This window comes from Teretinema zuelzerae, from assembly GCF_021021555.1.
Lineage (GTDB): Bacteria > Spirochaetota > Spirochaetia > Treponematales > Treponemataceae > Teretinema > Teretinema zuelzerae.
On record NZ_JAINWA010000003.1, the window covers coordinates 150,851 to 166,089 of the forward strand.

Below are 15,239 nucleotides of genomic sequence, written 5' to 3' on the forward strand. Positions count from 1 at the left end.
TCACGATTGTCGTGAATTGCATCAACAAATTAGAGGAAATCCTGTGTGGATTGTGGGGTCCGATCCATCCCTTTCCAATTATCCGGATTCATTTTTAGATGACAAAATTGCGATAACGCTTCATCTTTCCCACATAAAATTTCCGAACGCAACATATCGGTACTCGAGCGAACCGGATAGGTCTAAATACTTACTTGATAAGACAACAGATTACAAAGAAAAACCTCTTTTGGCGGCATACCCATTATACGGAGCGACAAAATCCGAGACAAAAAAGATATTATCTACATGCAAAGATGTATACTTTCATAGAATGGTATCTTACCCGCCCCACGGATTACGTGGCGATATCAGTGAAAGTTTTACTAATTATAAAATACAACAGACAGTACGTAACAAAGCAAGATTCTGGGGTGGGCATGGCTCTTGCTTGCATACATGCATCTACATGGCATTATTAATGGGTGCTTCGGAGATTCATCTTATTGGTTGCGGTCATAATTTATACGACGGCGGAGGCAAGGAGCATTTCTCGCAAGTGGAAAGCGATCATCATTCAATGCGTCCGGGATACAGGTCTTTCAGCGATCCCGTGGAAAATGCTCCATTAATCGAACAAACGAGGCTATTTAAAAAATTATGCGAACAATCGGGAATTCCTTTTATATGGCATCGATGCTACACTCCTGAAATGAATGAATTGATCGAGGTTACAGACGAATGGATGGCTATGCAGAAAGAAGCAGCCATGAGAAAATTTCCTCTGATCAAAGTTTTTTACCGAAAAATCCTTAAGGGACCGATACATTCAATTATTTCGCGTTTTTAATTATTATTTTGGAGGAACAACATAATGCAGGCTGTCATACTCGCTGCCGGAATGGGAAACAGGCTCGGCAAATATACGAAGAATAATACAAAGTGCATGCTGGAAATCAACGGTACAACCTTGATCGAGCGCGATCTCGACGCGCTCGCGGCGAACGGGATTCCTCGATGCGTCATAGTCGTGGGGTACCAGAAGCAGAATCTCATCGATTTTGTAGGAACCAATTATAAAGGAATGGAAATCGTCTACGTTAGCAACGACGTCTACGATAAGACAAATAATATCTATTCCCTGTGGCTGGCGAAGGATTGGCTCTTAAAAGACGATACCATTCTGTTGGAAAGCGATTTAATATTCGAGAACCGCATTATCTCCGATCTTTTACATGATCCGGAACCGACGCTCGCCGTCGTCGATCTCTATCAGTCATGGATGGACGGAACTGTGGTACAGGTGAACAATCAAAAGGTCATCACCAACTTCATTCCAAAAAAGTTTTTCGATTATCAGGAACGCCACACCTACTATAAAACCGTCAATATATATAAATTTTCGCGCGAATTCCTTGTTGAGTCCTACGTCCCTTTTCTCGAAGCGTATTCGACGGCGATGGGAAAAAACGAATACTACGAACAGGTATTGCGCGTCATTACTACTTTAGAAAAAAATGAACTAAAGGCGTTTTGCCTGTCCGGACAGAAATGGTATGAAATCGACGACGCTCAGGACCGGGATATCGCAGAAGTGATGTTTTGCGACGATTCCGATGAAAAGCTCTCGCGCATGTCGAAACGCTTCGGAGGTTATTGGCGATTCCCTGGAATGCTCGATTATTGTTATCTTGTGAATCCCTATTTCCCTACTCCGGTGATGCTCAATGAAATGAAATCCTCGTTTCACGACTTGATTTCCGAATACCCTTCAGGCCTCAATGTACAAAATCTTCTGGCCGGAAAAATGTTCTCTATAGATGAGGAGCAGATTCTTACCGGAAACGGAGCGGCAGAGCTGATACGCTCCCTCGACGCTTCGCTGAAAGGCTCGGTAGGAGTCGTCTATCCTTCATTCAACGAATACCCTGAAAGCCTTCCGTCGCATCAAATAGTTCCACTCTTTCCGGCCGACATGCAGTACGGCCTGTCCGAGCTGCTGAGATGGACTGAGCAATGCGACAACCTTTTATTGATCAATCCCGACAATCCTTCCGGCAATTTCATTCCAAAAAACGATGTAATTCGTCTGCTGGATAAAATGAAGGATACAGGCAAAACGCTCGTGCTCGACGAATCGTTTATTGACTTCTGTTCGCTGGGGGCTTCTGAAAGTCTCTTTTCTCAGGATGTAATTGATTCTTATCCGAATTTAGTTCTTATTAAAAGCATAAGCAAGAGCTATGGCGTTCCAGGGATCAGGCTCGGCGTTCTTGCCAGCTCGAATTCAACTCTTATTAAGAAGGCTCGCAAATCGCTCTCCATATGGAACATCAATTCCTTCGGAGAGTTCTTCCTCCAAATCATCGGAAAATATCGAAAGGATTATGCGCTGGCCTGTTCGCAGATCATTGGAGAGCGCGAGCGCTTTAAAATCCTGCTTGAGAAAACCGGATTATTTAAAGTATATCCCTCGCAGGCGAACTACTTCCTGTGTAAGTTGACCATGCCGATAACGGCCAGGGCTCTGGCTAAAACGCTTCTGGCGGATCACAATATCTTTATAAAAGACTTGACCGGTAAAAAAGGAATCGATGGAACTTCATGGGTTCGCATAGCTGTGCGGAACGGAAGCGATAACGATCGATTCATTTCGACTATTAATACGATAAAAGGAACCATTGAATAAATGCGAACTGCGATGATTGTCAATTCTTTTCCGGAAATATCGGAGAAATTCCTCCTTAACCAGGTTATATCATTGATCGACGCCGATGTTGATATTACAGTCGTCGCATCGCTCAAGCCTTCTTCAAGCATGCGCCACGATATCTTCGACAAGCATCATGTCGAAGACAAAGTTACTTATCTAAATATTCCGCGTTCGCTGAAGAAAAGAATACCCGGAACCATCTTTCGGTTTATAAAACTCTTGGTATCATCACCTGCAACGGCTTTTCGCTGCTTTGATTCCAGTAAATACGGGACAGCTGCTAAAAACGGAAAACTGATCTGGTTTGCCGCTGATTTTCCGAAAAATACCTATGATATCGTGCATTGCCACTTCGGCCCGAACGGACTGATCGGGGCTTTCTTAAAAGATTCAGGATATGTTCGTTCTTTGATCGTTACCTTCCACGGTTCTGATATAAACAGCTATCCTGCCCGGTATGGAGAAGGCGTCTATCGGTGGATGTACGAGAGAGCCGACATGATTACCGTGAACACAAGTTTCACAGGCGGAAAAGTGGCGGTAAACGGCTGCAGTCCGGATAAAATTCGGGTTCTTCCTGTAGGCCTTATAACGACCGAATACGATGGGATTCGCAAGAAAGACCCCGATGCCTTTGCACTGCTGACGGTCGGACGTTTGGTTGAAAAAAAAGGCCATGAATATATGCTGAAGGCGTTGCCAGCTATATGCAAACGTTTTCCTGATGTCCGCTGGTATGTCGCGGGGAGCGGCCATCTCGAAGGCGTGTTGATAAAGATGGCCGCCGAGCTCGGAGTAGCAGAGTCAGTCGTTTTTCTCGGCCAATGCGATAACGAGGCTGTGAAAGATTTGTATTCCCGAGCCGCAGTTTTTATTCTTCCCAGCGTTACTGCTCCGGACGGCGACATGGAGGGACAGGGGCTGGTTCTGCAGGAAGCGCAATACTGCGGAATACCTGTCGTCTCCACCCTTCACAACGGAATTCCGGACGGCGTGAAAGATGGAATAACAGGGTTTCTTGTGCCTGAAAAGGATTCAAGCGCCCTTGCGCAAGCGGTTTGCGATCTTCTCGAAAATCCTGAGAAAGCTCGGAATATGGGTGAAAAAGGAATAGCTTTCGTCGGTTCAGCATACGACACCCGGATTCTTGCCGCGACTTTGAAGAACTGGTATCATGAATTGGAAAGTATATCTAACTAACTCGATGCCTTCGATTATCCGTTTACGCACGGCATTTCTGAACAGGGAAGTAATTTCATACGGCGTTTTCGGAGTTCTCACGACGCTCGTAAATTTCGGTATTTTCGAAGCTCTGTTTATAGCCGGAATGGATTATCGGCCCGCGAATCTGATCTCCCTTGTCGCGGCTGTTTTGTTCGCCTATGCCGTGAATAAAGTATTCGTCTTCAGGAGTAAAACAAGCAAACCGATAGAGCTTGCATCGGAGTTCGCCCGGTTCGCGCTAGCCCGCGGAGGAACAATGCTGATCGACTGGTTCGGTCTCGTCGTTTTGGTCAGTCTGATGGGAATGTCCGAACATATCGGAAAAATGATTACAACCGTGATCGTAATCGTCCTCAACTATTTTCTCGGCAAGTTCATGGTTTTCAGGCGAGAGACTTCCAAAACGACAGAATAGCGCGGGCGCTTTCGTCCCAATCGAATTTCTTTGATTGCGTGAATCCTTTTTCTATCAACGACGAGCGAAGCGAGGGGTTCGTGCAGATATCTGCGAGCGCGCGGGCGATTTCCGAACGGGCATCCGGACGGGATACGAGGATTCCCGCTTCTCCGACAACTTCGGGGATTGCGAATATAGAGCTCGTTACAACCGGGCAGCCGCAGGCCATGGCTTCGAGATTAGGCATGCCGAAGCCTTCCGCCCATGAAGGAAAGAGAAATGCTTCAGCACCGTTTAATAGCCTGACGGCTTCCTCCGTTTCAATAAATCCCGGCGCATGGTAGCGATCGAATATGCCGTAAAAACGGGCGAACTCAAGAGCTTCGTCTGAGTTCCATCCCTTGCCTGCGCAGACAAGATCGACATCCAGGCCGGATAGCGCAATAAATTCCGCGAAACCGCCCATTATCCCTTGGGGATTTTTCCTTTCGGAAAATCGGCTGATATGCAGGATGTACGGCTTCCCGGTTTTTTGGGTTTCGGAGGCCGGAAGAACCCTGTACTGCGGCGAAACCGCGTTCGGGGTTACGATTATTCTGTCTTTTTTTATTCCGTAATGTTCAATAAACCAAGCTTTACCGGTCTCTGAAACTGTCGCGATTCCGTCCATCATCCTCATATAGAGGGGCTGGAGATAGTATTCATGCAAGCGGTGATACAGGGGATATCCTTGAGGGAAAAGGTGCTCTTCTATGCCGTGTATGGTCGCAGTCTTTTTCGGGGAGTTAACCCAGATCGGGGCGAAAATAGATAAGGGCGTGTAATGTATAATGTCGAAGTTCTGACTGCCGAGCGCTCTGCTTGCCGATAATGGATTTCGGGGAATCAACAGCTCGTTGACGCGACTATACAGAGAATTTCCGCTTTTCGAATAGTGAACGAAGGTAAAGTCGAAACATCCTGAAAATTCCCGATTTGCAACATCAAGAACATGCGTTAACAGTTCATCAAGATGATGTCCGGAGCCGGATTTCCAGTTATCCAAAGGTTTTGTTGTCACCGCAACCTTGAGCGGTCTGCCTGTACGCGTCATTGAAAATACTATATAATTTAGAACCAGTATGATCAATATAACCGTCCTGACGCTTGTGGATCGGGTTTCAACTTTCTATTCGCTTACTCCCTTTTTTACTTCAAAAAACAAGGCGGCGAATTTTACCTATACAACCGATTCCGAGTGGTGCCTTAATAAAGACAAGAACACAATTCTCATTTTAATGAGGCAATTCATCAAACCCGACAGAGTCGATCTTTCCCTTCTAGAGAAGCTTCGGAACAAGTATCGACGCATCGCTTTTTTCCACGACGACGCGGGAGGAGGAATCCCTCGTCTGGAAGTCCTCCCTTTCGTGGATCTCTTTTATTCAAAAGCCCTCTTCAAAGATCGAACTCTATATGAACGGCCTCTTTATGGAAAAGAGCTGTATTCGGACTATTATCACACGGTCTACGGCGTAGTCGATCCCGACTACCGCGAACGCCCCGCTGTCAAGGATGCGGCTCAGTTGGACAAGCTCCGCCTTTCCTGGAATATAGGCATCGGGGACTACCCTCGCCATCAATTGAGGCAACGCGCGGGGGTTGCCGCAGCAAGGGTTTTCGGCCCCGCTACGGCCCGTTTTTTCGCGCTCAGAAAAGAGTTAGACCCCGAGGCGGCTGTACGCGACAACAAGGGACTGTGGCCTGTTCATGCGAGAATCGGCTTGATTTCGCGCCCGTCCATATCGTATCAGCGGAGCCTCATTCTTGATAAAATCTCCGGGAACCCTTTGTTTCTCACCGGCTACGCGTCTCAGTCGCAATTCAACAAAGAAACGGCGCATTCGAAAATAGTGCTGAGTCCCTTCGGTTGGGGAGAATTATGTCTGCGCGACTTCGAGACGGTGCGCAGCGGCGCCCTCCTCCTGAAACCGGATATGTCGCATCTGGAAACCTGGCCGAATGTGTTCATACCCGGAGAAACCTACGTGCCCTTCGACTGGGATGCGAAGACCCTTGTAGAAACGGCTGAAACAATGCTTGAGGCCGATCAGGAGAGACAGCGCATCGTCAGGAACGCCGCCGCCGCGTATAAAGAAGCGCTCGACGCGATGCCTGAGCGCTTCGATTCAACAATAAAGGAAATAATTCAATGAAATACCCGATGAAATCTATTCTCGCCTCATTGCCTCCTGAAAAACGCAAATCCGACGGAACGATAACGACCTTCATTCTGAGGCCCTTATCGTGGCCGGCCTCATGGTTTTTTCTGGCACTCGGGTTCACGCCGAACATGGTAACCGCTCTCAGCGGCCTGTGTTGTTTGGTAGCCCTGTTTTTTTCCTTCACTCCTTACATGACGCTTCATATAGCTGCCGTTGTTTTGTTTTTTGTTTTCGGTATCTTGGACTGCACGGACGGCAATATGGCCCGCACCATCGGAAAGAAAAACATCTACGGAGGCTGGGTTGACGCAGCAGGGGGATATTTCGCCTATTTCGCGCTTATCGCTTCAATGGCGGCATCAACGAATCTGCCCGGACAGGGAAAACTCGTAGTACCCTTTTTGAATACAGACCTCGCGGCTATATCCAAGATTCCTGGAATCTGGATATGGATCGCCTTTCTCGCCGTCTCCGCGAATCTGATGATGAGGCTTTACCACCAGGCATTTAAAAACGCGGAACTGGCCGCCGGAATCCAGCAGACACCCGGCAAGGAAAAGCGATTCAGCGAAGAAATCGGCATAACCGGATATATGCCGGTATTATATGCCGCAGGACTTTTTTTTAAGCAGCTCCCCTGGGTATTAATCTTATACTTTGCGATTTACGGGTTAGGATTTATAGCGACGTTCTATAAGATTGCAAAGAAAATTGCGCGGCGATAATCACGATATAACGGACATTATTTGAAACCTTTCCAGACATTCAGACTTTATAAGAAGTGTTCGTCGGTTCGCACAGATGCTTTATTATATACGGGAGTTCATGCTACTGTACCCAGGTGAATATTGAGATGAAGAAGATTTTTATACTGATATGCTGGCTCTGCGGATTGTCCGCCTTTTCTCTTGAACGCATCGGCGCCGATAGTGCCGTTCCTGAAATTTTCAATGTTTTATCCTCTTTCCGGATTCCGCACGGGTCCGAACATGTGTTGTCTTCCGCTGAAACGGAAAAACTCATCGGCAAGGCGTCCGAACTGGCGATCAACGTGTTCGAACTGATCGATTGCATGCATCGATATGCGATAGACGAACGGATACGCATGGTAATTACAGGAGATTCCCTGAGAGCAACAGAGAATATCTATAATCTGGGCGATGAGCGCGTACTGGCCATTCTTCCGGTTTCCGTCCTGCAACGAATCGAAACAGGAGCAATCCTTTCGAACAATCAAAACGCCCTTGATATTTTTTTAAACAGCGAATACGAATCTTTCATCGAAATCGGCACTGCCCGGTATGAGAAAAAATTCGGATTCAAATCGCTTACGCCCCTTCTTTTTCAAAACTCGTACGGCGTTCAGGTGAGCAAACTCGTCTTTTCAGCCCCTCTTATCAAACTGGAGTTGTACGCACCCGCCAAAGGGGCGATATATGTCAGAGGCGTTCCCAGGCCGAAAAGATGGAACCTTCCGGTTATAACGGAGAAAAAACGATGAGGCTGATTGTAACCGCAAACCTATCGTCGAATATTCTCAGCAGAAAAAATCTCCTCTCAGCTTTGCAAAAGGAAGGGTGGACGATATCAGCCGCGGGCTGCATCGACGGAGGAACGGAAGAACTCGTAAAAATGGGCATTGATTTCGTAGAACTGCCCATGGAAAACAAGGGCACCGGAATATTCTCGGATCTGAAAACCTTCGCATCTTTTTTTACTATGTATCGCAAGATAAAACCCGACGCAGTGTTGCATTACAACAGCAAACCCGATATTTACGGAACGCTCGCGGCTTCGATGTTGGGAATCCGTTCGATCAGCAATATTACAGGCTTAGGCACCGTGTACGTCGGACCCGATAGATTGGTGAGAAAAATCGTCAATATGCTCTACCGTATCGCTTTTCTGGGAAAAAAAAGTTACGTCTTTTTCCAAAATTCAGAGGACAGAGATCTCTTCCTGCAGTTGAAAATTGTCCCGCAAAATAGATGCTCGGTTCTTCCCGGTTCTGGAGTGGATATTCAATCCTACGCTCCGGTCGATGCGACGAAGGGCGCTGAAGAGCCGACTCATTTTTTATTTGCGAGCCGCCTGGTAATCGCCAAGGGAATCAGAGAGTTCATCGAAGCGGCAGGCATCGTTAAGCAAACGCACGAAAACGCCGTGTTCGATATAATCGGAGAAATGCTCGATTACGAAAGTTTTATTACCCGCGAAGAACTGGAAGCAGCGGTATCGACGGGGCGTGTTGCATATCACGGCAACGCGCAGGGTTCGAGAAAGTGGCTTGAAACAGCGGATTGCGTGGTGCTTCCATCCTATTACCGGGAAGGAGTTCCCCGCATTCTTCTGGAAGGAGCGGCTATGGGGAAACCCTTGATCGCGGCCGACAGCATCGGAACCAGGGAACCGATCAGCGACGGCATCAACGGCTACCTGTGCGAGCCGGCGTCAGGAAAGGATTTGGCAAGATGCATGCTTGATTTCTTGAAGCTGACGCCGGATGAGCGGCGAAAAATGGGGACGGAATCGCGAAAAGTCGCGGTGAGTCGATTCTCCGACGAAATCGTTTCCAAGAAATACTTAGAAATTCTGGTACAAGGAAGGAACGCATGACCTCTCATATTTCAAGAAAGCGAAGACAGTTTTTAATATTCAGCGTTGATCTCCTTATTCTTGTCTCCGCTATTCCGCTTACCCTGTTCCTCAGAAAATTTCATATGCCCACTTTTCCGAATGTAGCGGAACATATTATTACATTCATTCCCATCATCGCATTCTGGGAAATACTCATGTACGGAGCGGCCCTTTATTCGCTTGAAAAGCCGTATCGCGGCTTAAACATAACCGTTAAGCTTTCGATGGCCGCGGCGGTATCCCTGTTATTCGGCTTTGCCCTGTTTTATCTGTTTCTCGGCGACGGCATAACACCTAAGACAGTGCTCGTCATTTACTGCATCCTCGGTTTCTTCTTATTGTTCGCCTGGCGGCTTCTCTATAATTTCTTTTTCGGCGTTCGAAAATCAAGACCGAAAATTGTATTCGTCGGGAACAACCAGACGGTATGCGATCTGATTTCCCAGTTTAAGGAGTTCTCCTACCTGAATTTTGAGCCGTTGGCCGTGTACGATCCGGATCCTGAAAGCGTCCATTGCAAGAACCTTCCTTTTTATTCAAACGATGCAGATTTTAATCAACTGCTCGATTCCAACACCGTAGATTACTGCATTTTAGCAGCGGAAAAGGAATATTCCCTCGAAATGCGCCAATTGTTGTTTTCGATGCTCGAACAGGGAGTTGTTTTTTTCAGCCTGCCGGATTTTTTCGAACTGGTTACGCGCAAAATCCCGATCGGATCAATCAACGACACGTGGCTGTTAAGCCATCTGGACGCGGCGCCCCGCTTCGGCTTCGATTTTTTCAAACGAATGTTCGACCTTGTTTTCTCTTCGTCGATACTGCTTCTCACCGCCCCGTTGTGGCCGTTCATAGCGTTGATAATCAAGCTCGAAAGTCCCGGTCCGGTGTTTTTCCAGCAAATACGCGAAGGCCGGAAAAGCAAGCCGTTCAATATCCTGAAATTCCGAACCATGCGCGTAGCGGGAAATTCGTTTGCTCCTACAGGAACGAACGACAACCGCATCACTCCGCTGGGAAACTTTCTCAGGAAGAGCCGCATCGACGAGATACCACAGGTGATAAACGTATTCCGAGGCGATATGTCTCTGATCGGCCCCAGGCCCGAACGCCCAGAGCTCGCCGTAGAACTGGAGAAGGCAATTCCTTATTACCGCCAGCGTCTGATTGTAAAACCCGGAATCACCGGATGGGATCAGGTTTCAGGGGAATACCACTCGCCTTCCGTTGAAGATACCTATAAAAAACTGCAAATGGATCTGTATTACATTAAGAACAGATCGACCATGCTCGATCTATCGATATTTTTTAAGACTATAGCGACTGTCCTTCGCCGTTCAGGCCGTTAATCAAGGACGCAATTTTGGAGTGCTACATGAATCGTTTTATGATCCTTTTTTGTCTCGTATTCGGACTTGCTATCGCAGGAGCGGCGTCCGCTCAAACACCTGAAGCAGTTGAATATAAAATCGATGAAGTCGTCTATCATGTCGACGGAAGCACCCGAATTCACCCTTTGTCTCGGGCCGTAGACATCGATACAAAAAAGGTGTTTTCCGGGCGATCGGCTCTCGACGCGTACATCGACGATCTGAGGATTCTTTTTTCCAATCAGCGCGTTCTTGAATCGGTCGATATCCAAACCGTGTTCGGTCCGAAAAACGATAACGGCGTAATTCCGGTAGCGCTTCACGTCAACGTCGTAGACACCTGGAACATCATAGGAATGCCTTACCCCAAGTACGATTCGAATACCGGCTTTCAGTTCAAGCTTAAATTGAAGAACTATAATTTCTTCGGATCCATGCAGGAATTGAACAGCGATATCGTGTATGAACTGAGCGACGACGGCAAATCGTCATTGGGTACTAATGTCGAATTCGCCATCCCCTTCGCCTTCATGGATTATGATCTTGAATGGACCAATGATTTTTTCATGGAATTTCCGATGAACGAAGTGCCCGAATTTAAATACACGACAGGTCTTTCATTCGAACGTTCGCTCGGAAGCTATTTGCTTCAATTCGCGCTCGATCACACCACCGCTATTAATCCCCGCAGCGACGACGAGCTTCTTAAGGACGACCCGCTCTATTTCACTGAAAAATTCAGCGTCGGCCTTCCGATCGTTCTCGCGAAGCTTGATTATTTCGGCGACGTATCGTGGACTCCTTCCATGGCCTTTACCACAAATTGGTCTCCGGACGGGGTTCATTTCGAAGACCTGAAAGGACCCGCATACAGCCTCTCCCATTCTCTTTCTGCGGGAAGAGTCGATTGGGTTGGTAATTTCAGGAAAGGAGCATCAGCTTCGATCTCCAACTCCTGGGGCTGGAATTTTCACTATAACGACGGGGTTCGTCCGGACATTCAACTCGAATTGAAGGGATATTCCAGCTTCATGGATCGGCTGGGCCTCACCTCGCGGATAGCTTTCTATCAGGCGTTTTACGACACGACAAACGATAAGATCGCCGAACAGCTTCGCGGCATAGCGAACGATAGAATCGACACGGATTCAGCGATCATGCTCAATATAGACATGCCTGTTCGCGTTATGCGCGTAAATTTCCACGAAATAACCGGAGTCTCATGGACGAAGTATATAAGCTATGAGATGCACGCGTCGCCCTTTTTCGATATGGCATTGACGCGCGATTCCGAAACCGGAAGGCTGTACAATCCCGCGGACGGTTGGTATTCAGGCGGAATGGAGTTGATCGTGTATCCGATGAAGATGCGCAGCATTTACGGAAGGATCATGGCGGGATTCGATATTCCAGAAGTACTGAATAACGGCGGGGATACCGGAGCGAGAGCCGAAAGAGACGACTCTGCCGTCAGGGAATTATTCATAGGAATCGGGCTCCACTACTAGGAAAAGAAGCCTCGACCCTGTTGCGCGTTACTTGTACGTATACGCGATACCAGTGTGTTCGGCGATGATTTCAAACAGCCTTTCAGGAATGAAAGGCTTGGTCATAAAATCGTTCACGCCCGACTCCAGAGCCTGTTCCTTTACGCTGTCTACGATGCTCGCGGTCAACGCGACGACCGGGACGCTCGCGTTATAGCTTTTAATCTCTCTCGTCGCTTCGAAGCCGTCTTTTTCGGGCATAATAAGATCCATGAAAACGATATCCGGCTGAAATTCTTTATATTTCGCGACGGCTTCGAAACCGTTAGCCGCTATTTGAACCTCGAATCCTGCGGGAGAAAGAAAAATCTCGAGCATTGCGAGATTTATGTCCACATCGTCTACAAGCAGAATCTTGCACGGCTTCGATATGCCGGATATCTGCGTATAATCGGTAATTTGAGGAACTTCTGTCTTTGAAGAACGGACGATTTTCGCTTCCATTGCGAATCTGAAAGTAGATCCTACTCCGGGATTCGAGCGAAGCAGCACGACATCGCCTCCAAGCATTCTTGCGAAAATACGCGCTACAGGGAGCCCGATGCCCGCGCCGGTCATATGCTCTTTACCGCTTCCCGCCTGAGCGAACACATCGAAAAGATACGGCGAGTCGTCGGAACTGATACCGATTCCGGTATCTTCAACATCGATGATCAATTGGTTGGTATAGGATACGGTGACGGTAACGCCGCCCTTGCGAGTAAACTTCAGCGAGTTGCCCAGAATGTTTGCAAGTATCTGGGTGAGTTTCTGGGGATCGGTAAGAATCGCGTCCGGAATGTCGGTTTTGTAGTCGACGGTAAGCGACAGATACTTATCGGAAAACTGATCGATATAGCTTTTAGTGACTTCATGCACGAGCTTTTTAATGTTGGTCTCGACGAGAAGAGGAACCGTCTGTCCTGCCTCGTACTTTGAAAGTTCCAGGACATCGCTCAACAGATGAAGCAAATTGTTCTCGTTGTTTATAATCGTTCTAACATACTCAAGGGCCACAGGAGGCATGCCTTCAAGCCCGTGGAGGAGCTGGGCGTAGCCGAGAACAGTATTAATGGGAGTTCTCAGCTCATGACCCATTCGGACGAGAAAGCTGCTTCTTTCAAGCGCTCGCTGTTCTGCTTCTCTGCGCGCATGAATCTCCGCGGTTATATCGATTCCGCAAATGTAAATTCCCGGTTGTCCGTCCGGACAGGTTACCCACGAAACGTCGAACTTGATCCAAACAGGCTTCTCTGAGTTTCTGTGTATGGGTTGAACAAGAACTTCATTATCGAGTTCCGCTTTATCCGTGACATTCAAAAAGAAAGAAGTAAGCTCCACTGAACCGATTACCGAATCAGAAGCCTTTTTTCCGACTAGAGTTTTTTTGTCCAAGGCGCCCATAATCCGGGCGAATCTATTATTGATCGATAAAATCGTTCCTGAAGAGCTTAAAAGACAAGCATATGAATTTGATTTTTCCAGTATTGATTCATTTAATATGGAGTCTGACATTATTACCACCGTGGTTTTATTATGAGGCGCACAGATTATATAGTATCACCCGAATTTGTGGTTGTCAACGAAAGCGCTCTGAAGGAAGATTTTAAAATAAAAAAAGACTCGATAGAGCGGATGAAGGGAGTCGAACCCTCGTCTCCAGCTTGGAAGGCTGGGGTAATAGCCGTTATACGACATCCGCTCTATCGAGTCTTGCACGCGCATTTCGTTCTGCGCATGATCTTTATACCAAAAAAACGATCTCCGTGTCAATACATACAGAAAAAAAACTATGGTATATAATATCCGGATTCGTCTTCGGCAACCATGCCTTCAAGGCACAGAGCGGACAAAGCCTGCGACACTTTTTCTTCGGGAAGATTCTCCGCGGCGGCTATAGTCCTCGAATCCGAGCGTCCCAAATTACCCAGCTGCCTGATTACCGCGCCGCGCGCCTGGCGCAACGATCCTTCGAATGGAGACTGTTTCGAATAATGTTTGCTTCTGCGGTTCGGGTTGTGAACCTTTTTTTTGAGCTCCGCGCCGTAGTCCATCAAAGCATAATACCAGGATCTCGGATCGTCTTTCCAAACAGTCCGCTCGATTATCGAAAGAACTTCCGAGTCCGGAACATTTTCCTTCTCGGGGAAAAAGAAAAACAAATAGACGGCGCGTATATTCGTCTCTATGAACGCGTGGGGCAGGCCGTAGGAAAAGGTGGAAATGGCGCGGGCCGTATACGGCCCGATGCCCGGTAATGAATCGAGCGCCTCTGGATCTTCGGGCACCAGGCTGCCGTGCTTTTTCGTAATAAGCATCGCTGTTTCCCTAAGAAATCTGGCTCGCCTATTGTATCCGAGGCCGCTCCACTGCTCGAGAACTTCCGATAGAGTGGAAGACGCCAAGGACTCCACTGTAGGGAAGCGGGACATCCACGCGAGATATTTCGGAACGACCCGATCCGTCTGAGTCTGCTGGAGCATGAACTCCGAAACCAGAATCGCGTAGGGATCCCTCGTCTCCCGCCAGGGAAACGCTCTGCCAGAGTTCTGGTAATGATCAAGGATTGTGTGTTGAAACTCTGATACAGCCTTTTGAGGCGGGAGATTAGCGTCTGTTGATGAAGCCACGATCTGCTAAGGCCTGAAGAATCTCGCCGACGATCATCTCGGGAGTTTTCGATTCCGTATCGATTACCAAATCTGCGAACGAATAATCGGTGTTGTCGATATCATAGAGTTCCTTATACCGCCGGGTGTCTTCGCTGTCGCGCATAGCGGTGAAGGCCTGGATGTCCTCCAAAGAGCCCCCTTCCCTGCTTTGAATGCGTTTTGAGCGTACTTCCGGCGAAGCGGTAAGATAGACCTTCAAATCAGCCTCGGGCAGCATCCACACCGCTAATCGTGAGCCGAGAACGCAGGACGACCGGCGTGCGAGTTCGACCTGCCGGGTGTCGACCTGGCGATCGAAGGAATCGTCGGTTTTAGCCTTTTCGATTATTTCAGACAGGGGAATTCTCAATTCGTCTGAAAGACTGCGGAATGTATAATTAACAAATGAAATATCCAAAACTTCTGCCAAAAGGCGGGAAACGGTCGTATTTCCGCAGCCCGAACGGCCCGATATGGCGATTCTGACTTCTTTTCCGTCCGGAATCCAAAAAGCGTCTCTCATGAAAGCTCCTCGTTC

Annotated in this window: 14 protein-coding genes and 1 tRNA gene; 10 read left to right on the plus strand and 5 right to left on the minus strand. The window is 47.8% G+C overall.

Annotation, left to right across the window (positions count from 1 at the left end):
• Positions 1–313: 313 nt before the first annotated feature.
• Genes K7J14_RS07995 through K7J14_RS08010 form a run of 4 tightly spaced genes read left to right on the plus strand, consistent with a single transcriptional unit; the run spans position 314 to position 4,331 of the window.
• Positions 314–829 carry a hypothetical protein gene (locus K7J14_RS07995; RefSeq protein ID WP_230755101.1) on the plus strand — a complete coding sequence of 172 codons (516 nt, stop codon included), beginning with the start codon at positions 314–316 and terminating at the stop codon, positions 827–829.
• Between the two features lie 24 nt (positions 830–853).
• Positions 854–2,668: an aminotransferase class I/II-fold pyridoxal phosphate-dependent enzyme gene (locus K7J14_RS08000; protein ID WP_230755102.1), complete on the plus strand. Its 1,815-nt coding sequence runs from the start codon at positions 854–856 to the stop codon at positions 2,666–2,668.
• On the plus strand, positions 2,669–3,892 hold the full coding sequence (locus K7J14_RS08005; protein WP_230755103.1) for a glycosyltransferase: 1,224 nt from the start codon (positions 2,669–2,671) through the stop codon (positions 3,890–3,892). It abuts the gene before it with no gap.
• Positions 3,867–4,331, plus strand: a complete 465-nt coding sequence (locus tag K7J14_RS08010; RefSeq protein WP_230755104.1) for a GtrA family protein — start codon at positions 3,867–3,869, stop codon at positions 4,329–4,331. Before K7J14_RS08005 ends, K7J14_RS08010 begins: the two co-directional genes overlap by 26 nt.
• On the opposite strand, the gene K7J14_RS08015 is transcribed toward K7J14_RS08010, so the two are convergent.
• Positions 4,300–5,406 carry a glycosyltransferase family 4 protein gene (locus K7J14_RS08015; RefSeq protein ID WP_230755106.1) on the minus strand — a complete coding sequence of 369 codons (1,107 nt, stop codon included), beginning with the start codon at positions 5,404–5,406 and terminating at the stop codon, positions 4,300–4,302. The genes K7J14_RS08010 and K7J14_RS08015 overlap by 32 nt on opposite strands.
• A gap of 28 nt (positions 5,407–5,434) precedes the next feature.
• Between K7J14_RS08015 and K7J14_RS08020 the strand changes: the two genes are divergently transcribed.
• The 6 genes from K7J14_RS08020 (at position 5,435) to K7J14_RS08045 (ending at position 12,032) form a co-directional block, all read left to right on the plus strand.
• Positions 5,435–6,508 carry a glycosyltransferase gene (locus tag K7J14_RS08020; RefSeq protein ID WP_230755108.1) on the plus strand — a complete coding sequence of 358 codons (1,074 nt, stop codon included), beginning with the start codon at positions 5,435–5,437 and terminating at the stop codon, positions 6,506–6,508.
• Positions 6,505–7,242 carry a CDP-alcohol phosphatidyltransferase family protein gene (locus K7J14_RS08025; protein ID WP_230755112.1) on the plus strand — a complete coding sequence of 246 codons (738 nt, stop codon included), beginning with the start codon at positions 6,505–6,507 and terminating at the stop codon, positions 7,240–7,242. The genes K7J14_RS08020 and K7J14_RS08025 overlap by 4 nt, the downstream gene beginning before the upstream one ends.
• A 128-nt stretch (positions 7,243–7,370) precedes the next feature.
• Positions 7,371–8,018: a hypothetical protein gene (locus K7J14_RS08030; protein ID WP_230755113.1), complete on the plus strand. Its 648-nt coding sequence runs from the start codon at positions 7,371–7,373 to the stop codon at positions 8,016–8,018.
• Positions 8,015–9,133 (plus strand): glycosyltransferase family 4 protein, encoded by a 1,119-nt coding sequence (locus tag K7J14_RS08035; protein ID WP_230755115.1) that lies wholly within the window; start codon positions 8,015–8,017, stop codon positions 9,131–9,133. Before K7J14_RS08030 ends, K7J14_RS08035 begins: the two co-directional genes overlap by 4 nt.
• Positions 9,130–10,503, plus strand: a complete 1,374-nt coding sequence (locus K7J14_RS08040; protein ID WP_269062446.1) for a sugar transferase — start codon at positions 9,130–9,132, stop codon at positions 10,501–10,503. Before K7J14_RS08035 ends, K7J14_RS08040 begins: the two co-directional genes overlap by 4 nt.
• A 26-nt stretch (positions 10,504–10,529) precedes the next feature.
• Entirely contained in the window at positions 10,530–12,032 is a 1,503-nt protein-coding gene (locus tag K7J14_RS08045; protein ID WP_230755119.1) for a BamA/TamA family outer membrane protein, read from the plus strand.
• Positions 12,033–12,059: 27 nt separating this feature from the next.
• Here K7J14_RS08045 and K7J14_RS08050 read toward each other — a convergent pair whose 3' ends face one another.
• The 4 genes from K7J14_RS08050 to cmk form a co-directional block, all read right to left on the minus strand.
• Positions 12,060–13,454 carry a response regulator gene (locus K7J14_RS08050; protein ID WP_230755122.1) on the minus strand — a complete coding sequence of 465 codons (1,395 nt, stop codon included), beginning with the start codon at positions 13,452–13,454 and terminating at the stop codon, positions 12,060–12,062.
• Positions 13,455–13,680: 226 nt separating this feature from the next.
• Positions 13,681–13,752, minus strand: a tRNA-Gly gene (locus K7J14_RS08055).
• An 88-nt stretch (positions 13,753–13,840) separates the two neighbouring features.
• Positions 13,841–14,680: an HhH-GPD family protein gene (locus K7J14_RS08060; RefSeq protein ID WP_230755124.1), complete on the minus strand. Its 840-nt coding sequence runs from the start codon at positions 14,678–14,680 to the stop codon at positions 13,841–13,843.
• Positions 14,658–15,224, minus strand: a complete 567-nt coding sequence (gene cmk, locus K7J14_RS08065; RefSeq protein WP_230755126.1) for a (d)CMP kinase — start codon at positions 15,222–15,224, stop codon at positions 14,658–14,660. Before cmk ends, K7J14_RS08060 begins: the two co-directional genes overlap by 23 nt.
• Between the last annotated feature and the right edge of the window lie 15 nt (positions 15,225–15,239).